The 18,486-nt window shown below is 69.5% G+C and carries 16 protein-coding genes; 2 read left to right on the top strand and 14 right to left on the bottom strand.

Translation table 11 applies throughout. The annotated features are described in order from the left end of the window. Positions 1-134 precede the first annotated feature (134 nt). From ACN8HC_RS12490 to ACN8HC_RS12455, 8 genes are all read right to left on the bottom strand, one after another. Positions 135-932: a DedA family protein gene (locus ACN8HC_RS12490; RefSeq protein ID WP_490075164.1), complete on the bottom strand. Its 798-nt coding sequence runs from the start codon at positions 930-932 to the stop codon at positions 135-137. A 43-nt stretch (positions 933-975) separates the two neighbouring features. Next, positions 976-2,121 (bottom strand): glutamate 5-kinase, encoded by a 1,146-nt coding sequence (gene proB, locus ACN8HC_RS12485; protein ID WP_490075163.1) that lies wholly within the window; start codon positions 2,119-2,121, stop codon positions 976-978. Then, the gene (gene obgE / locus ACN8HC_RS12480; RefSeq protein ID WP_490075162.1) at positions 2,114-3,769 is read right to left on the bottom strand and encodes a GTPase ObgE; all 1,656 of its coding nucleotides are present in this window, start codon (positions 3,767-3,769) and stop codon (positions 2,114-2,116) included. Before obgE ends, proB begins: the two co-directional genes overlap by 8 nt. Before the next feature lie 93 nt (positions 3,770-3,862). Beyond that, positions 3,863-4,129, bottom strand: coding sequence for a 50S ribosomal protein L27 (gene rpmA, locus ACN8HC_RS12475; RefSeq protein ID WP_490075161.1), 267 nt, complete (start codon positions 4,127-4,129; stop codon positions 3,863-3,865). 99 nt (positions 4,130-4,228) lie between these two features. Then, the gene (gene rplU, locus ACN8HC_RS12470; RefSeq protein ID WP_490075168.1) at positions 4,229-4,537 is read right to left on the bottom strand and encodes a 50S ribosomal protein L21; all 309 of its coding nucleotides are present in this window, start codon (positions 4,535-4,537) and stop codon (positions 4,229-4,231) included. A gap of 158 nt (positions 4,538-4,695) precedes the next feature. Then, on the bottom strand, positions 4,696-7,257 hold the full coding sequence (locus ACN8HC_RS12465) for an Rne/Rng family ribonuclease (RefSeq protein ID WP_490075167.1): 2,562 nt from the start codon (positions 7,255-7,257) through the stop codon (positions 4,696-4,698). A gap of 401 nt (positions 7,258-7,658) precedes the next feature. Continuing rightward, positions 7,659-8,369, bottom strand: coding sequence for a TIGR03936 family radical SAM-associated protein (locus ACN8HC_RS12460; RefSeq protein WP_490075160.1), 711 nt, complete (start codon positions 8,367-8,369; stop codon positions 7,659-7,661). A gap of 99 nt (positions 8,370-8,468) precedes the next feature. Next, positions 8,469-9,962 carry an MFS transporter gene (locus tag ACN8HC_RS12455; protein WP_490075159.1) on the bottom strand — a complete coding sequence of 498 codons (1,494 nt, stop codon included), beginning with the start codon at positions 9,960-9,962 and terminating at the stop codon, positions 8,469-8,471. An 85-nt stretch (positions 9,963-10,047) separates the two neighbouring features. On the opposite strand from ACN8HC_RS12455, the gene ACN8HC_RS12450 reads away from it, so the two are divergent. Beyond that, positions 10,048-10,653: a TetR/AcrR family transcriptional regulator gene (locus ACN8HC_RS12450; RefSeq protein ID WP_490075158.1), complete on the top strand. Its 606-nt coding sequence runs from the start codon at positions 10,048-10,050 to the stop codon at positions 10,651-10,653. Positions 10,654-10,663: 10 nt separating this feature from the next. Beyond that, positions 10,664-10,951, top strand: coding sequence for a DUF1905 domain-containing protein (locus ACN8HC_RS12445; protein WP_490075157.1), 288 nt, complete (start codon positions 10,664-10,666; stop codon positions 10,949-10,951). Between the two features lies 1 nt (position 10,952). On the opposite strand, the gene ACN8HC_RS12440 is transcribed toward ACN8HC_RS12445, so the two are convergent. The 6 genes from ACN8HC_RS12440 to rbfA all read right to left on the bottom strand — a co-directional run bounded on the left by ACN8HC_RS12440 (position 10,953) and on the right by rbfA (position 18,437). Next, positions 10,953-12,908: a TIGR03960 family B12-binding radical SAM protein gene (locus ACN8HC_RS12440; RefSeq protein WP_490075156.1), complete on the bottom strand. Its 1,956-nt coding sequence runs from the start codon at positions 12,906-12,908 to the stop codon at positions 10,953-10,955. A gap of 131 nt (positions 12,909-13,039) precedes the next feature. Next, a complete protein-coding gene (locus tag ACN8HC_RS12435) occupies positions 13,040-14,872 on the bottom strand; it encodes an AMP-dependent synthetase/ligase (protein ID WP_490075155.1) in 1,833 nt (610 codons plus the stop codon). Between the two features lie 56 nt (positions 14,873-14,928). Continuing rightward, positions 14,929-15,882: a bifunctional riboflavin kinase/FAD synthetase gene (locus tag ACN8HC_RS12430; RefSeq protein WP_490075154.1), complete on the bottom strand. Its 954-nt coding sequence runs from the start codon at positions 15,880-15,882 to the stop codon at positions 14,929-14,931. A 10-nt stretch (positions 15,883-15,892) separates the two neighbouring features. After that, entirely contained in the window at positions 15,893-17,017 is a 1,125-nt protein-coding gene (gene nicT / locus ACN8HC_RS12425) for a Nickel transporter NicT (RefSeq protein ID WP_490075153.1), read from the bottom strand. A gap of 65 nt (positions 17,018-17,082) precedes the next feature. Beyond that, positions 17,083-17,991, bottom strand: coding sequence for a tRNA pseudouridine(55) synthase TruB (gene truB, locus ACN8HC_RS12420; protein WP_490075152.1), 909 nt, complete (start codon positions 17,989-17,991; stop codon positions 17,083-17,085). Beyond that, entirely contained in the window at positions 17,988-18,437 is a 450-nt protein-coding gene (gene rbfA / locus ACN8HC_RS12415; protein WP_490075151.1) for a 30S ribosome-binding factor RbfA, read from the bottom strand. Before rbfA ends, truB begins: the two co-directional genes overlap by 4 nt. Between the last annotated feature and the right edge of the window lie 49 nt (positions 18,438-18,486).

The following is an 18,486-nucleotide window of genomic DNA, read 5'->3' as shown; positions in this document are numbered from 1 at the left end:
CTACATACCCCAGCCCAACGGCTCGCCGAGCTGCTCGAAACCCCAGCAGCCTGAACCGATGTTGCCTCGACCGTTTGACTTTGCCCCGCAATCCCGCACACAAGTCGCGACCGTCGCGAGTTATGCGCAGGAACTCACCGCTGGTGAGACACGAACCGCCGTTGCTGCCGGTAGACGCCGACGAAGACGACGATCAGGCCGCCGATGGTGAGATAGAGGCTGTACTTCGCCAGCTGGTTGACCAGGTCCTTCGCCGGCTCGCCCATCTGGTAGCCGGCATACATCCAGATGCCCCGGTAGACCAGACCGGCGAGGAAGTCGATGAACAGGAAGCGCCGCAACGACATTCGCGCGTCACCCACGAACGCGTAGACGATCGAGCTGGGCAGCAGCGGAATGAACCACACCAGGAAGACGGCCGGCCCGCCGAAGCGTCGCGCAATGCTCTCGGCATAGTAGGCCGTCCGCGCCGCCCACTTGGAGCGCGCCGCGACCATGTCGATGACGCCCCGGCCCCAGAGCCGCCCCGCCCACCACCAGAGCCAGTCGAACTTGATCGAGGTCAGCGACGCGGCGATGACCGCCGCCCACCACAGCGGGTGGTGCTCGCCCACCCGCATCAGCGCACCGATGTCCACCATCGCGATGTTGGAGCCGCTGAAGCACGCGAGGATGTAGTCCCGCGCAGGCACGCCGAAGTTGCCCAGGATCCAGGGACGGACCGGGATGGTGAGCATGCCGTAGACGCCGGTCGCGATGATCAGTCCGATGCACCACATGTCGGCCCTGCGCGGCTTGCCCTTCCACGGCATCCGCGGGTCGTCCCACCATTCCTTCGTGGGCGGCTTCTCGGCGACGGCTTCCGCGGCCAGCCGTTCGGCGTCGTCCGCGGTCTCCGGGGTCGGCCGGGTCGGCTCGTCTGCGGCGGTCACCTGGTACATCCTTGTTCATGCTCCTGCAGCGTTGCCTGGGAGGTCATCGGCTCGGATTGACCGCATGCCGCGGGAAGACCGCGAGGTGGTCGCGGTGGATCACTTCGCGTTCGTATGCCGGGCCGAGCGTCCGCGCCAGCTCACGCGTGTTGTGTCCCAGCAGCCCGGGCAGCTCCTTGGCGTCGTAATTGACCAGGCCGCGGGCGACCACATGTCCCGACTCGTCGATCAGATCGACGGCGTCACCGGCCGAGAAGCGACCGCTGATCGAGCGAATCCCTGCCGGCAGCAACGACTTTCCGCGCCGCGTGACCGCTTCCACGGCACCCGCGTCGAGCGCGAGCCGGCCCTGCGGGGACGTGGCATAGCGCAACCAGAGCTGCCGCGCACTCGGCCGGTGCCCTTGCGGCGCGAAGATCGTGCCGACGTCCTCGCCGGCCAGCGCGGCCGCCGCCAGCGATGCCGCGGTCAGCACGGTCGGCACCCCGGCCGCCGTCGCGATCTGCGCCGCCTCGATCTTGGTGACCATGCCGCCGGTGCCGACCACCGAGCCGGTGCCACCGACGTCGATCGTGTCCAGCACCGCCTGATCGCGGATCTCCCCGATGCGCGTGGCACCCGGGTGCGACGGCGGGGCGTCATACAGGGCATCGACGTCGGAGAGCAGCACGAGCGCCGCGGCGTCGATGAGGTGGGCGACCAGCGCTGCGAGCCGGTCGTTGTCCCCGAAGCGGATCTCGTGGGTCGCCACGGTGTCGTTCTCGTTGATGACCGGGACGACGCCGAGGGCCAGGAGCCGCTCGATGGTCCGGCGGGCGTTGACGTAGTGCCCGCGCCGGGTGACGTCGTCGGCGGTCAGCAGCACCTGACCGGTGGTGAGCCCGTGCTGCCCGAAGGCGACGTTGTATGACGCGAGCAGCGCCCCCTGCCCCACGCTCGCCGCCGCCTGCTGAGTGGCCAGATCCCTTGGGCGGCGCCGCAAACCGAGCGGCACCATGCCGGCGGCAATGGCACCGGAGGAGACGAGCACGATGTCGGTGCCGCCCAGCCGGCGCACCGCGAGGGCGTCGACCAGCGCGCTCAACCGCTCCGCGTCGAGGCCGCCGTGGACGCCGGTGAGGGAGCTGGAGCCGACCTTGACGACCACGGTGCCGGCCGACGCAACAGCCGCACGCAGCTCGTCAGTCATCGGAGTCGATGGGCGTGGGATCGCGGTCGGTCCACAGACCGGCCTTGCGCTCGCGGTCCAGCTCCTCGCGGGCCTCCCGCTGGGCATCCTTGCGACGGTGGAACGCCTCGCGCTTCTCGGCGCGCGTCGCTCGACCGCCCTCGTCCAGACGCAGGTCGGTGCCGCGTGGGCCGAGCAACTCCGCGCCGGTCGCCAGCGTCGGCTCCCAGTCGAAGACGACCGCGTTNTCGCGCTTCTCGGCGCGCGTCGCTCGACCGCCCTCGTCCAGACGCAGGTCGGTGCCGCGTGGGCCGAGCAACTCCGCGCCGGTCGCCAGCGTCGGCTCCCAGTCGAAGACGACCGCGTTGTCGGCCGGGCCGATGAGCACCGTCGAGCCGGGCACCGCGCCGGCCTTGAAGAGCTCCTCCTCCACGCCGAGCCGGTTGAGCCGGTCGGCGAGGTAGCCGACCGCCTCGTCGTTGGCGAAATCGGTCTGCCGCACCCACCGGGTCGGCCGGTCGCCGACGATGCGGAACACCTCGTCGTCGCCGTGCCGCTCCGTGCGGATGCTGAAGCCGGAGTCGTCGACCGCCTTGGGACGCACCACGATTCGTTGCGGGATGACGGCTGCTTCGATCTCTTCTCTCGCCTGCTCGACGTGCCGGGCGAGCGAGTAGCTGAGCTCCTTCAGGCCGGTGTGCGCCACCGCCGAGACGATGTGCACCTCGAGACCGCGCTCCTCGAGGTCCGGCTTGACCAGCTCGGCGAGTTCGCGCGCGTCGGGCACGTCGGCCTTGTTGAGCACGACGATCCGGGTGCGCTCGGCGAGCGGTTTGCCGCCGAGCGACTCGTCCGCGACATACTCGGCGAGCTCCTGCTCGATGACGTCCAGGTCCGACATCGGGTCGCGACCCGGTTCGAGAGTCGCGCAATCGACGACGTGCACGAGCACCGAGCACCGCTCGACGTGCCGCAGGAACTCCAGCCCGAGGCCCTTGCCCTGGCTCGCCCCGGGGATCAGGCCGGGCACGTCCGCGATCGTGTAACGCACCGAACCGGCAGTGACCACACCGAGATTGGGGACCAGCGTGGTGAACGGGTAGTCCGCGATCTTCGGCTTCGCCGCCGACATCACCGACACCAGGCTCGACTTACCCGCGGACGGGTAGCCGATCAGGGCGACATCGGCGAGCGTCTTCAGCTCCAGCGTGATGTCCAGTTCCTCACCGGGCTCCCCGAGCAGCGCGAAACCCGGTGCCTTCCGACGCGGCGAGGCGAGCGCCTTGTTGCCGAGGCCGCCCCGGCCACCGGCCGCCACCACGAACCGGGTGCCCATTCCGACCAGGTCGGCCAGCACCTCGCCACGGGAGTCCTTGACGACGGTGCCTTCGGGGACCGGCAGCACCAGGTCGGGGCCGTCGGCGCCGTTGCGCTCGTCGCCGGCACCTGGACGACCGTTGGGCGCACTGCGCTGCGGGCTGTGGTGGTATTCGAGCAGCGTGGTCGACTGGGGGTCGACCTCGAGGATGACGCTGCCGCCCTTGCCGCCGTTGCCCCCGTCGGGGCCGCCGAGCGGCTTGAACTTCTCCCGGTGCACGGATGCGACACCGTGCCCGCCGTGGCCCGCGCGAACATGCAGCACCACGCGATCGACGAAGTTGGTGGCCACGCGTCTCTCCTCGGTCAGTGTGTATGACGGCGAAGGGGCGGGTCCGGAAAAGTCGGACCCGCCCCTTTCACCAGTGTCGGCCAGCGCCGTGTGTCAGGCGTCGACGCTTTCGGCCAGCACGACGTTGACGGTCTTGCGGCCGCGCTTGGCGCCGAACTGCACCGCGCCCGCGCGCAGCGCGAACAGCGTGTCGTCCTTGCCGCGTCCGACGCCCTCGCCCGGGTGGAAGTGCGTGCCGCGCTGGCGGACGATGATCTCGCCGGCGCCGACGATCTCGCCGCCGAAGCGCTTCACGCCGAGTCGCTGTGCGTTGGAGTCACGACCGTTGCGGGTCGAGGACGCACCCTTCTTGTGTGCCATGTTTCTGAGCCTTACTTCTTTGGAGTGACTAGGAGAAGTTCCGGGGCCCCCACGAAGTATTCGGAGGAGCGAAGCGGGGGAGAAACTTCGTGGGGTGGTTTACGCGTTGATCTCGGTGACCTTGACCTGGGTCAGCGGCTGACGGTGCCCCTGACGCTTGCGGTAGCCGGTCTTGTTCTTGTACTTCATGATGGTGATCTTCGGGCCCTTGGCCGACTTGACGACCTCCGCCTTCACGGAGACCTTCGCCAGCTTGGCGGCGTCGGAGGTGACGGTGCTGCCGTCGACCAGCAGCAGCGGCTTGAGCTCGATGCTCTCGCCGGGCGCAACGGCCACCTTGTCAATGATCAGGACGTCGCCCACGGAGACCTTCTCCTGGCGTCCGCCCGCGCGAACAATCGCGTACACGTCGGAACTCTCTTTCGTCATGGATGCGCACTTGTCAATGGACCGGCAGGCAGCTACCCCGGAAGGACCGGGACGCCCGCGCGGTGGGCACACCGAGGCACGAGTTTACGGGCCGGGCCGGTGTTGCTCCAAATCGTTGGTCGGCAGTCGGTATGGCGTCAGTCCGCGTCCGCGCTCGGCGGTCCGGCCGGCGCGACCACCCGGGCCCGCTTCTTGCGCTTCGGCGCCACCGGCTCGGCCGAGACGACGGACTCTGCGACAGGCGTTCCGGCGACGCGGTCGTCGTCCGGCGACGCCTCGAACGCCGGGATCGTCGCCGGCGGCGCGGTGGGCGTCTCAACGTGCTGGGCGGCTCCGGCCGCGGATGTCGCGCGTCGGCGGGCCCGGCCGGTCAGCTTCCGGGCGGGGTGCTCGGGTTGCACCGCGGCGGGCTGCTGCTCGTCCGGCGTCTCGGCCTCGGTCGACACGATCGCGCTCGGGCGCTGCGACCCGGCGCGACCGGTGACGACGGGCGCCGCATCGGTGGCCGGCTGCACCGCCGACTCGGTCGGCGCGACAGTTGCGTCGGTCTCGGAGACGGACGCGTCCGTCCCGGTCGACTCCGGCTGGCTCTTGCCGCCGGCCTGCGCGGCCGCGTGAGCCGCCGCCGCGATCTGGGCCGCCGTCGGACCGCCGGACGGCTTGACCGGCTCCTCGACTGCCTTCTTCGCCTTGCCCTTGCGCGACTTGGTGTTGCCGCCTCCGCCGGTGCTGCCGCCGGACGGCCGGTCCACCGGCTCGGTGTGAATGACGATGCCGCGGCCACCGCAGTGCTCGCACGGTTCGGAGAAGACCTCGACCAGCCCCGACCCGACCCGCTTGCGGGTCATCTGGACGAGGCCGAGCGAGGTCACCTCGGCGACCTGGTGCTTGGTGCGGTCACGCCCCAGGCACTCCAGCAGCCGGCGCACGACGAGGTCGCGGTTGGACTCCAGCACCATGTCGATGAAGTCGACGACGATGATGCCGCCGATGTCGCGCAGCCGCAGCTGCCGGACGATCTCCTCCGCGGCCTCCAGGTTGTTCTTGGTGACCGTCTCCTCCAGGTTGCCGCCGGAGCCGACGAACTTGCCGGTGTTGACGTCGATGACCGTCATCGCCTCGGTGCGGTCGATGATCAGCGAACCGCCGCTGGGCAGCCAGACCTTGCGGTCCATGGCCTTGGCGAGCTGCTCGTCGATGCGGTGCACGCTGAAGACATCGGTCTCGCCGGTCCACTTCTCCAGCCGCTGCGCCAGGTCGGGTGCCACGGAGTTGACGTAGTCGTGCACCTGGGACCAGGCCTGGTCGCCGGAGACGACCAGCTTGCTGAAGTCCTCGTTGAAGACGTCGCGGATGACTCGGACGGTCAGGTCGGGTTCGCCGTGCAACAGGCTCGGCGCATTCGCCGACTTGGCGTCGGACTGGATCTTTTCCCACTGGGCCTGCAGCCGCTCGACGTCGGCGCGCAGGTCCTCCTCGCTGGCACCCTCGGCCGCCGTGCGCACGATGACGCCGGCGTCGCTCGGCACGACCTCCTTGAGGATCTTCTTCAGGCGCGAGCGTTCGGTGTCCGGCAGCTTCCGGGAGATACCGGTCATCGAGTTGCCCGGGACGTAGACGAGGAACCGGCCGGGCAGCGACACCTGGCTGGTCAGCCGGGCACCCTTGTGGCCGATCGGGTCCTTGGTCACCTGCACCAGGACGGTGTCGCCGCCGGACAGGGCGTTCTCGATGCGCTTCGCCTGCCCGTTCTCCAGGCCGGCGGCATCCCAGTTGACCTCTCCGGCATACAGCACGGCGTTGCGGCCGCGGCCGATGTCGACGAACGCCGCCTCCATGCTGGGCAGGACGTTCTGCACCTTGCCGAGGTAGACGTTGCCGGCCATCGAGGCCTGCTGGATCTCGCGCGAGACGTAGTGCTCGACCAGGACGCCGTCCTCGAGGACGCCGATCTGGGTGCGGCCGCCCTTTTCGCGGACCACCATCTGCCGGTCGACGCTCTCCCGGCGGGCGAGGAACTCCGCCTCGGTGATGACCGTGCGGCGACGGCCGGCCTCGCGGCCTTCCCGGCGACGCTGCTTCTTGGCCTCGAGCCGGGTCGAGCCCTTGATCGAGGTGACCTCGTCGCGGTCCTTGCGCGGCTCGCGCACCTTGGTCACGGTGCCGGGCGGGTCGTCGCCCTCGGTGGCGGCACCGCTGCGACGGCGGCGCCGGGTGCGGCGGCGGGCGTTGCCCTCCGACTGGCCCTCGGAGTCGTCGCTGTCGTCGGACGAGTCGGGTGCCGAGGTGTCCTCGGAGTCCTCGCCGGACGTGCCGCCGGAGCCCTTGGCGTTGTCGGTCTTCTTGTCCTCGGCGCCCTTGCCCTTGTCGGACTTCTGGGTGTCGCCGCTGTCGCCGTCGTCCTTGGCGCGGCGGCCGCGGCCGCCGCGGCGGCGGGAGCGCGACCCACCCTGGGAGTCGGTGTCGGTGTCGGCGTCGTTCTCGTCGGAGCTGTTCGCGGACGACTCACGAGGCTCGGCGGCCGGTTCCTGGTCCGGCTCGCGGCGCGGCGCCCGCGTCTCGGGGTCGGGCGCCTGGAAGAGCAGACCGAAGTTCATCGCCGGGGAGGCCGGGGCTGCGGTCGTCTGGGGAGTCGTCTGCTCCCCGCCTTCCGAGTCCGAGGTCGGTGCAAGGAAAGGTGTGGAGTCCTGGGGGGCCATGGCCCTCATTTCTTCTCAGCATGCGGGTGACCCACAACGAGGCAAGGCCTGCACACCCGCATGTCGCGGATTGGCCGCCACTCGCGACCGAAGTCTGGCCGCGGCGACGCGAAGTCATCTGTTACGTCACGCTCGGGGTTCGCGTCTTGTCGCGTCACCGTCCGGTCGGACGCCGTCGGGCGAAGCATCCGGCTGATCGCGAGATCTCGCGGGCTCAGATGTTTGCCGACGGGGCATCGAGCAGGTTGTGGCACTGTCGACGACCACGTTCATTGTCGCACACAATCCGCCTCGAACCAGTCAGCGGACGCCGCCGGACCGGTATGACGGAGGCCGTTCCTATGCCGAACGGGCGGTATGGCGCCCGATCGGCATCGGCGAAAATGCCGCGCGGTCGGAGGTCAGCGCAACGGATCGCCGATCGAACCGTCCTCGCCCAGCGGTCCCTGGGCGAGGCGGGTCATCAGGGGTGGACGGGTGGGCCGGAAGTCGCCATACGAACCGAGGGCGGCGAGCACATCGTCGGGGCGAACGAGCGGCGTGAGGTGTCGCAGCACGAGGGTCAGTGCCGGCCCGTCGACGGTCAACGCGGCGATCGCGCCGCGCACGTCGAACTCCCGCTCCCCTCGTTTCGTCATCCGGGTGACCGTCGCCTCGTCCCGTGCCAGCAACGCCTCGCGCGCGGCCGCGAGCGCGACCGCGTCGTCCGCCGCGAAGTCCAGGCGCCAGACGCTGCCCTGCAGCCGATCGGCCAGCGCCTCCGGGAGTGCGGGCGCGACGTCCAGGATCACCAGGTCGGCGGGGAGTGCCTGGTCGAGTGCGGCACGCAGTTCCTCCGGTTCACGCTCCTGCGTCAGCTGGATCTCGAAGTACTCCGCCTCGCTCGCCGTCCCGGTCGGCGCCGCGTTGGCGTAACTGATGCGGGGATGCGGGTGGAAGCCGGCCGAGAACGCCACCGGCACCGACGCCCGTCGCAGCGCACGCTCGAGCGCGCGCTGGAAGTCGCGGGTCGAGGAGAAGCGCAACCGGCCCCGCTTGGCGTACCGCACGCGAAGACGCTGCACGGCCGGGTCGGGCGCCGGTCCTTCCGGGACGCGTTGTCTGGTGGCCACCGGCACACGGTAGCCAGTCAGCCGTGCCAGGTGATGTTCCGGTCGCGCCGACGCCGACGACATGCTCACGAGCCAGGTCGCGGGCGGATGACCGGCAGCTCAGTGGTGGCGAGCGAGCGTGAGAGTCCGGGTGCCGACCGTCTTCCGACGCGTGCCCAGCACCACCGCCACCGCCACCGCACACAGCACGAGCAGCGCGGCCGCGAGGGCCAGCGTGTCGCCGAGGCCGGCGACGAACGCGTCCCGTGCCATCGATCGCGCCGGTTCGGGGAAGGCCGTGGCGGCGGCGACGGAGTCGCGGGCGGCGTCGGCCATCGGCCGCGGCATACCGCGCAGGTCCAGCGCCGAGCGATAGCCGTTGCTCAGCACGCTCCCCAGCACGGCGATGCCGAGAGCACCGCCGACCTCACGGGCGACGTCGTTCATCGCCGATGCGACACCCTGCTCTTCGGCCGGCAAGGAGTCGGTGATGCTGGTCGTTGCCGGCGTCATCGCCCAGCCCATGCCGGTGCCGCCGACCCAGAGCAGCACCGCGATCAGCCAGTAGTGGGTGTCGGTGCTCACCGTCGCCAGACCGGCCATCGCGCCGGCGACGAGCGTCATACCGGCCAGGCAAAGGGGACGCAGTCCCACGCGGGCGACCAGGTGCGGCGCGAGCCGCGCGCCGGGAAGCAGACCCAGCGCGACCGGGGCGGCGGCGCAGGCCGAGATCAGCGCCGACCAGCCGCGCACGAACTGCAGGTACTGCATGAAGACGAAGATGAAGCCGAAGAAGGCGAAGAACAGGGACGACACGGTCAGCATCCCGGCGGCGAAGCCGCGTCGCCCGAAGAGTCGCACGTCGAGCAGCGGGGTTGCTGTGCGCAGCTCCCAGCCGGCGAAGCCGAGCAGCACGACGACCCCCGCAGCGAGCCCGACCACGGTCCGAGCGCTGGCCCAGCCCGCGAGCGGCGCCTCGATGATCGAATACACCAGGACACCGAGTCCGGCCACCGACAGCACCGCTCCTCCGACGTCGAAGCGCCCCGGGGTGGCGGCCCGTGACTCGGGCACCGATCGGATGGTGAGCGCCCCGGCGATCAGCCCGAGCACCACCGTGAACCAGAAGATCGACTGCCAGGAGAACCACTCGAGCAGCAACCCCGAGGCGAACAACCCGAGCACCGCGCTGCCACCCGCAAGGCCCGCCCAGACCGCAACGCCGCGCACCCGCTCGGCCGGCGGGAAGGTCGCCGTGATGGTGGACAGCGTCGCAGGCATGATCAGCGCCGCCGCGATGCCCATCAGCACGCGGACACCGATCAGGGTGGCCGGCTCGGTCACCAGCGCCCCGCCTGCGGCGGCCAGGATGATCAGCCCGAGCCCGCCGAACAGCACCCGTCTCCGGCCGAGGCGATCCCCGAGATATCCGCCGGGGAGCAACAACGCGGCGAACGTGAGGGCGTAGCCGTCGACGATCCACGACAACTGCGTCTGTGACGCCCCGGTATGGCGGGCCACGTCCGGCAGGGCCACCATCAGCGACGAGACGGCGGACACGACGGTGCCGAGCCCGACACAGACGGCGACGAGGGCGCCTCTGCTGCGATTCATGACGTCGACCTTTCGTTGTGGAGCGGTCGGTACGACCGCGCTCGATCTCCACGGTCCGCCCGCCCACGCGGTAGATTCAACGGTGATGAATAACTCCAGGGGCCGGCGCGCCGGCAGCCCCGACACCCGCGGGCAGATCCTCGAGTCGGCTCGACACCGGTTCCTCGGTGAGGGGTATGCCGGCACGTCGATGCGCGCCATCGCCGCTGACGCCGGGGTCGACGTCGCCCTGCTCAGCTACCACTTCGCCTCGAAACAGGGACTTTTCGCGGCTGCGATGGAGCTGCCGGTGCGCCCCGGGGACCTCATCGAGGAGGCCCTGGACGCACCCGTCGAGCAATGGCCCGGCCGCATCCTGCGGACCGTGCTGCGTGCCTGGGACGATCCGGCCGTCGGTCCCGTGCTCGTGCAGAGAGTGCTCGCGACGGCGATGAATCAGGACGGTACGAGCGGTTTCGTTGAATTCCTGGACAAGGAGTTGCTCGGTCGGATCAAGAATCGGCTGGCCGGCCGGGACGCCGAAGCCCGAGCAACCGGGGTGCTCATGACCATCGCCGGGCTGCTCATGACGCGCTACGTGCTGAAGGTGCCGACCATGGCCGATGCGTCGCCGGAGGACATCGTGCGCATCGCGGCCCCGAGCATCGCGGTGCACTTGCGCGGGGCACGGCTGGCGCGGCCGGCGTCCTAGGCTGGCACGCGTGGAGTTCGACTTCGACGCGGAGATCATCGAGTGGCGCGGGCCGGCGCCATACCTCTTCGCCGCGCTGCCGCCCGAGCAGGCGGACGAACTTTCGCTCGCGGCAACTGATCTCAGTTATGGCTGGGGGTGCATCCCCGCAACTGGCCGAATCGGTGACACGGATTTCACGACGTCGCTGTTCCCGCGCAACGGCGGCTACCTCATGCCGGTGAAGACGGCCGTGCAGCGGGCGGAGGACGTCGGGCTCGGGGACGTCATACATGTCCGGTTACGGGTGGGTGACTGAGTCAGACCACGCTGAGCGGAAGCAGCTTCTTGCCGGTCGGGCCGATCTGGATCTCGGTGTTCATCTGCGGGCAGACGCCACAGTCGTAGCACGGTGTCCAGCGGCAGTCGTCGAGTTCCTTCTCGTCGATCGCGTCCTGCCAGTCGTCCCAGAGCCAATCCTTGTCGAGGCCGGAGTCGAGGTGGTCCCAGGGCAGGACCTCGTGCTCGCCTCGCTCGCGCGTGGTGAACCAGTCGACGGACACCGGAGTGCCTTCCAAAGCCGTTGCCGCACAGTGCATCCAGCGTTCGAAGCTGAAGTGCTCGCTCCAGCCGTCGAAGCGGCCGCCGTCGCGCCATACGGCCTCGATCACAGCACCGACCCGGCGATCACCGCGGCTGAGCAGCCCTTCGACGATGCCCGGCTTCCCGTCGTGGTAGCGCATGCCGATCGAGGACCCGAGCCGCCGGTCGGATTTGATCGCATCCTTCAGCTTCGCGAGCCGGGCATCGGTCTCCTCGGCGCCCAACTGCGCGGCCCACTGGAACGGTGTGTGCGGCTTGGGCACGAACCCGCCGATCGACACCGTGCAGCGAATGTCCTTGCGACCGCTGACCTTTCGGCCCGTCTCGATGACCCGCTTGGCCATATCGGCGATCTGCAGCACGTCCTCGTCGGTCTCGGTCGGCAGCCCGCACATGAAGTAGAGCTTCACCTGTCGCCAGCCGGCGGAGAACGCGGCGGCGACCGTGTTGATCAGGTCGTCCTCGGAGACCATCTTGTTGATGACCTTGCGGATCCGCTCGGACCCGCCCTCCGGCGCGAAGGTCAACCCCGAGCGCCGACCACCGCGGGTCAGCTCGTTGGCGAGGTCGATGTTGAACGCGTCCACCCGGGTCGACGGAAGCGACAGACCGGTCTGGCTGCCCTCGTAGCGGTCGGCCAGCCCCTTGGTGATGTCCGCGATCTCCGAATGGTCCGCGGAGGACAGCGAGAGCAGCCCGACCTCTTCGAAACCGGTTGCTGCCAAACCTTGTTGGACCATCTCGCCGATGCCGGTGATCGACCGCTCCCGCACCGGGCGAGTGATCATGCCGGCCTGGCAGAAGCGGCAGCCGCGGGTGCAGCCGCGGAAGATCTCGACCGACATACGTTCGTGCACGGTCTCGGCGAGCGGCACCAGCGGCTGCTTCGGGTAGGGCCAGGCATCCAGGTCCATCACCGTGTGCTTGGAGACGCGCCACGGCACCCCGTGCGCGTCGGGGCTGGGTGCCACGCGCTTGATCCGCCCGTCCGGCAGGTAGTCGACGTCGTAGAACGCCGGAACGTAGACACCGCCGGTGCGGGCGAGCCGCAGCAGCAGCTCACGGCGACCACCCGGGCGCCCGGCGGCCTTCCACTCCTTGATCACGTCGGTGATCTGCAGCAGCGCCTCCTCACCGTCGCCCAGCACGGCCGCGTCGACGAAGTCGGCCACCGGCTCCGGGTTGAAGGCGGCGTGCCCGCCGACCAGCACGATCGGGTCGTCGTCAGTGCGGTCCGCCGCGTGCAGCGGCAGCCCGGCCAGGTCGATCGCGGTGAGCATGTTGGTGTAACCGAGCTCGGTCGACATCGAGAAGCCGAAGACGTCGAAGTCACGGACGGCGCGGTGCGCGTCCACCGTGAACTGCGGGACACCGGCCTCGCGCATCGCCGCTTCCATGTCCGGCCACACCGAATAGGACCGCTCGGCGATGGTGTCCGGGCGCTCGTTGAGGACCTCGTAGAGGATCATCACGCCCTGATTGGGCAGCCCGACCTCGTAGGCGTCGGGGTACATCAGCGTCCAGCGGACGGTCTGCTCCTCGCCGTTCGGCGCGAAACCGCCGCAGTGCCAGTCCTTGACGGTGGAGTTGAGTTCGCCGCCGACATACTGGATCGGCTTGCTGACCCGCTCCAGCGACGGCTCGAGCGCGGGGAAGAGTGACTCACCTGCCATGCGGACCAGGGTATGGCGACACGACGCCCCTCAGGAAACCGACCGCGAGACGACGACCGCGACAGGTGGGCGCGTCGCGAGCCTGTGAGCGTCAGCGCCCGGCTGGCGTGCGAGGAGTCGAGCCAAACAACTCAGTCGTAGAGGCCGTCGAGGTCGTCCTTGAACTTGCGGGTGACCACGGTCCGCTTGAGCTTCAGCGACGGGGTGATCTCGCCGTCCTCCACCGTCAGGTCGCGGGGCAGGACGATGAACTTCTTGATCTGCTCCCAGCGGTTGAGGCCGAGGTTGAGCTCGTCGACATACCCCTGCACCATCTCCCGGGCGGCGTCGGAGGTGACGATCGTGCGGTAGTCGGAGTCCGGCATACCGTTGGCCGCTCCCCACTCCACGATGGCCTCCTCGTCCAGCGTGACGAGGGCGGAGACGAACTTGCGCCCGTCGCCTTCGACGACGAACTGCGACGCATAAGGGCAGATGCCCTTGAACGTCGCTTCGATCAGGCTGGGCGCGACGTATTTGCCATTGGACGTCTTGAACAGGTCCTTCTTGCGGTCGGTGATCTTCAGGTGGCCGGTCGGCAACACCTCGCCGATGTCGCCCGTGTGGAACCACCCGTCGACCAGCGTCTCGGACGTCACGTCGTCCAGCCCACGGTAGCCCTGCATGACACCCGGACCCTTGATCAGCACCTCACCGTCGTCGGCGATCTTGACCTCGGTGCCCGGCACCGGCCAGCCGACGGTGCCGACGACGTTGGCGTCCGGGCGGTTGACGCAGGACGCGGCCGAGGTCTCGGTGAGCCCGTAGCCCTCCAGGATCGGCATCCCCATCGCGTCGAACCAGCGGGCGACGTCCTGGTTGAGCGCCGCGGACCCCGAGATGAAGAACCGGACCCGGCCGCCGAACCGCTCCCGGATCTTGGCGAGGACGATCTTGTCGCCGATGGCGTGCTGGGCCGCGAGGACCGGGCTGACCTTCTCGCCGGCGGCGCGGGCGGCCGCCACCCTGCGGGCGTTACCGCTCGCCCAGTCGAAGAGCTTCGCCTTCACACCGCCCTCGCCGGCCATCATCGTGGTGATCCGCCCGTAGACCTTCTCGAAGATCCGCGGTGCCGCACCCATCCAGGTGGGCTGCACGATCGGCAGATTCTCGACGATCTTGTCGACTCGGCCGTCGATCGCGGTCGGGAAGCCGATCTGGAGCGGGAGGGTCAGCAGCACCTTGCCGAAGACGTGCGCGAGCGGCAGCCACAGGTACTGCACGTCGTCCTCGCCGAGGATCCGGACCGAGTCGACGGCCGCGGCCTCGTAGGTCCACGCGTCGTGGGGCAGGCGCACGCCCTTGGGCCGGCCGGTGGTACCGGAGGTGTAGATCAGGGTCGCCAGCGACTGGGGCGTGAGCTTCTCGATGCGCTCCTCGAGCACGCCTTCGTGCTCGGTGAGGTATGCCGCGCCGCGCTCCTCCAGCTCGTCGAGCCCGATGACCCAGTCGCCGTCCCCACTTCCGTCGAACTGCACGACCTGCTGCACGGAAGGTATGACGTCCCGGCCGCTCCGCAGCTTTGCGACCTGGTCGTCGTTCTCCGCGAAGACGACCACACTGCCGGAGTCCGAGACGATGAAGAGCACCTCGTCGGCGGTGGTCGACGGGTAGATGGTCGTGGTCGCCGCGCCGGACAGCATGATGCCGAGATCCGCGAGCGCCCATTCGAGCCGGGTGGCCGAGGCGACGGCGACCCGATCCTCCGGCTGCACGCCGAGGGCGACCAGGCCGGCGGCGATCCGCCGGGCCCGCTGGTCGACCTCGCTCCAGGTGACGGACGTCCACTGCTCACCCACCGGATAGCGGAACGCCTCCCGTGTCGGAGTCTTGGCCACCCGGTCGACGAACAGGTGGGCGACCGAGGTGGCGCGGCCCTCGACGACCTCGAGGCCGGGCTGCTCTGCGCTGAGCGACTTCGTCATGGCACGGAGACTACCCGCCAGTTCACTTCCGGGTCGGCAGGGCCGACGGAGGCGGTTCAGTGGCGTCTGGTCAGCTCTCGCGCCTGGGCGACGTCGCGGTGCATCTGGTCGATGAGGGCGTCGATCGAGTTGAACTTGGTGTTGCCGCGCAGCCGGCGGACGAACTCGATCCGGACCGTCTCGTCATAGAGGTCGAGATCGTCGCGGTCCAGGACGTAGGCCTCGACGGTCCGCTCCGGGACGTCGTCGAACGTGGGGTTGGTGCCGACCGAGATGGCCGCCGGCATCCGGTGCTCGGGGTCGTCCGGCGCGGTGCCCTCGCGGACCAGCCAGCCGACATACACGCCGTCCGCCGGGACGAGACCCTCCGGCCGCGGACCGAGGTTTGCGGTCGGGAAGCCGAGCTCGCGGCCGCGTTGCAGGCCGCGGACGACCACACCGCGTACGTCGTGGAGATGACCGAGAGCGCGTGCCGCCACGTCGACCGCGCCGTCGGCCAGCGCGCGTCGCACGTCGGTCGAGGAGATCCGGTGGCCTTCGCCGACGTCCGGCAGCACATGGACGGCGAACCCGTAGCGGTGGCCCAGCTGCCGCAGGGTCGCGACATCACCGGCGTTCTTGGCGCCGAACCGGGTGTCACGGCCGACGACCACCTCGATCGTGTGCAGGCCGCCGACGAACACGTCGCGGACGAACTCCTCGGGCGTCATGGCGGCGAGTTCGGTGGTGAACTCCAGCACCAGCACCGCGTCGAGGCCGCTCTCGGCCAGGCGGTCGTAGCGGCTGGTGGTCGAGGCGATGAGCTTGGGCGCGCGGTCCGGGTGGAGCACCTGCAACGGATGCGGCTCGAAGGTCACCGCGCAGGAGCGCGCGCCACGGGTGTGCGCGCGGTCGACGACCTCGCGCAGCAGTGCCGCGTGACCGCGGTGCACGCCGTCGAAGTTGCCGATGGTGACCACTGTCTCGCCGAAGTCGGCAGGGATCTCGGTCAGCTTCGAAAGGCGCAGCACGGGCGCAACTTTAGCCCGCCGCCAGATCCTTCTCCGACAGGCGCAGCAGTCGCCATACGAGGAGGGCGAGCAGCCACGTCGCGACGAAGACGCCGACGATCACGAAACCCACGCCGTTGAGATCTATCGAGCCGATCGCGGCCACCGGTCCGTCGGTCCAGTTGAACCGGTCCGCCCAGACCGAGCAGAGTTCGATGGTGCCGATGACCAGGGCCACGAAGACCGACAGCCAGGTCACGGTCGCGTTGTAGTAGAGCCGGCGCAGCGGCTTGGCGAACGCCCAGCGGTAGGCCTTGGCCATGAAGACGCCGTCGGCCGCGTCCAGCAGGCTCATCCCGGCCGCGAACAACACGGGGAGCGTGAGGATGGCGTACCAGGGCAGGGAGACGGCCGCCCCGCCGGCGAGCACCAGCAGGCTCACCTCGGTCGCCGTGTCGAAGCCGAGGCCGAAGAGGAAGCCGATGGGGTACATGTTCCACGGCTTGCTGACCGACTTGGTCAGGCCGCCGAGGAACCGGTTGACGAAGCCGCGCGAGTTGAGGTGCTGCTCCAACGCCTCCTCGTCGAATCGGCCCTCCCGCGCGCGACGCCACACCCGGACGATGCCGATGAATGCGATCAGGTTGAGAATGCCGATGATCCACAGGAACGTGCCGGAGACGGTCACGCCGATCACACCGGTGATCGTGTGCAAGGTGGAGTTGTCGTTCTCGACCGACCGGCCGATCGCCTTCATGCCCAGGGCCAGCAGGAAGCACAGGCCGAAGACGACGCTGGAGTGTCCGAGCGAGAACCAGAAGCCCACCGACATCGGGCGTTTGCCGTCCGAGAGCAGCTTGCGGGTGGTGTTGTCGATGGCCGCGATGTGGTCGGCGTCGAAGGCGTGCCGCATGCCGAGGGTGTATGCCGTGACGCCGAGCCCGATCCCGAACGCCTGCGCGTGGGCAGCGTCCGACCCGAGCGTGAAGTGCTGCGGCGCGATGACGAAGAGCAGTGTGCCCCAGCCGAGCACGTGGAGCGCGATAACCGCTGCCGTCATACCGAAGACCGAACGGCGTTCTGCCGGCGTGAAATCGGCGGCGAACCCGCGAAGGCGGTCGATCTTCGATGCGTGCGGTGCGGTAACGGTTGCCATGATGGCCGAGCATATCGGCATGACGCGACTGTGTCGCATCTAGCGGCCGAAGACTGCCCGAAAGGTCAGGCCGGTCCGGACCGGTCAGCCGGGAAGACGACCCGCGACTTGGCCAGCGGGCCGGTCTCGTCGAGCATCGCGACCAGCTCGCCGTCGCCGGTGAGCGCGGCCGACAACTCGGGATGGGCGGGGGCCGCCGTGAGTCGCTTGCCGTGTCGCAGGTCGGTCGCCTCACCCGGGCTGATCCGGCGCACCGGAAACTGCGCCGCAGCGGCGTCGCCCATCGGTATGACGGGCAACGGCACGTCCCGCTCGGCGGCCGCGACGAGTTCGTCCAGCGAGTGGGTGTCGGCCAGCTCGAATCGCCCGACCCGGGTCCGCCGCAGCGCCGTCAGGTGTCCGCCGACGCCGAGGGCGGCACCCAGATCGCGGGCGAGCGCGCGGACATAGGTGCCGGACGACACCTCGACCGTCACGTCGAGGTCGCGCAGCGGACCGATCGCACGCTCGCCGTGGAGGTCGAAGCGGCTCACCCGGACCGGCCGGGCGGCCAGCTTCACCTCGTCTCCCCCGCGCACCTTGGCGTACGACCGCACACCGTCGACCTTGATCGCGCTCACCGCGCTCGGCACTTGTTGGATGTCGCCGGTCAGTTGGTGTACCGCTGCCGAAATGTCTTCGACGCTAAGGCTGCTCGCGTCATACGACGCCGTCACCTCGCCCTCTGCATCGTCGGTGATCGTCGACTGACCGAGCCGGATGGTGGCCGTGTACGTCTTGTCGCAGCCGACCAGGAAGGTCAGCAGCTTGGTCGCCCGGTTGATGCCGAGCACGAGCACGCCGGTCGCCATCGGGTCGAGCGTGCCGGCGTGGCCGACGCGGCGGGTGCGGGCGAGTCGGCGGGTGCGCGCGACGACGTCGTGGCTGGTCCAGCCGGCCGGCTTGTCGACGAGCAGCAGACCGTCGGGCGTCATTCGACGGAGTCTGTGGCGACGTCGTCCTCGGCCGGCTTCTTGTAGGGGTCGGCGTCTCCGGCGTAGTCGGCAGCGGCCCTCGCCCGCGCCAGCTCCTCGTCGCGCTCTCGAGCGGTCTTGAGCGCCTCCTCGATGTGGGCGGCACCCTCCGGGATCGCGTCCGGGATGAATTCCAGCGACGGAGTGAGTCGTATGCCGAGTCCCTTGCCCAGGTGCGACCGGATGCGACCGCGCCAATCCTCGAGCGCAGCAGCGGTGTCGGCGCGTTCCTCGTCCGAGCCGAACACGGTGTAGAAGACGGAGGCGTGCTGCAGGTCGCCCGTCACCCGGACGTCGGTGACAGTCAGGAAGCCGAGGCGCTCGTCCTTGACGCGCCGCTCGATGAAGTCGGCCACGAGAGTCTTGGTGCGCTCAGCGATCTTGCGGGCGCGTGCCGGGTCAGCCATGTGAGCCTCCGTGAAGTCGTGCGGACGATGTCGGGCAACCCACCACCCT

The organism is Flexivirga sp. YIM B11880, assembly GCF_058148645.1.
This window is presented reverse-complemented; position numbering and strand designations above follow the sequence as displayed.

What these genes read in the sequence shown, in the direction of transcription:
- truB (WP_490075152.1), bottom strand. Translation starts at nt 17,991, where the DNA reads ATGACGCCCGACGGTCTGCTGCTCGTCGACAAGCCGGCCGGCTGGACC.
- rbfA (WP_490075151.1), bottom strand. Translation starts at nt 18,437, where the DNA reads ATGGCTGACCCGGCACGCGCCCGCAAGATCGCTGAGCGCACCAAGACT.
- ACN8HC_RS12440 (WP_490075156.1), bottom strand. Translation starts at nt 12,908, where the DNA reads ATGGCAGGTGAGTCACTCTTCCCCGCGCTCGAGCCGTCGCTGGAGCGG.
- rpmA (WP_490075161.1), bottom strand. Translation starts at nt 4,129, where the DNA reads ATGGCACACAAGAAGGGTGCGTCCTCGACCCGCAACGGTCGTGACTCC.
- ACN8HC_RS12450 (WP_490075158.1), top strand. Translation starts at nt 10,048, where the DNA reads ATGAATAACTCCAGGGGCCGGCGCGCCGGCAGCCCCGACACCCGCGGG.
- ACN8HC_RS12435 (WP_490075155.1), bottom strand. Translation starts at nt 14,872, where the DNA reads ATGACGAAGTCGCTCAGCGCAGAGCAGCCCGGCCTCGAGGTCGTCGAG.
- ACN8HC_RS12455 (WP_490075159.1), bottom strand. Translation starts at nt 9,962, where the DNA reads ATGAATCGCAGCAGAGGCGCCCTCGTCGCCGTCTGTGTCGGGCTCGGC.
- nicT (WP_490075153.1), bottom strand. Translation starts at nt 17,017, where the DNA reads ATGGCAACCGTTACCGCACCGCACGCATCGAAGATCGACCGCCTTCGC.
- proB (WP_490075163.1), bottom strand. Translation starts at nt 2,121, where the DNA reads ATGACTGACGAGCTGCGTGCGGCTGTTGCGTCGGCCGGCACCGTGGTC.
- ACN8HC_RS12465 (WP_490075167.1), bottom strand. Translation starts at nt 7,257, where the DNA reads ATGGCCCCCCAGGACTCCACACCTTTCCTTGCACCGACCTCGGACTCG.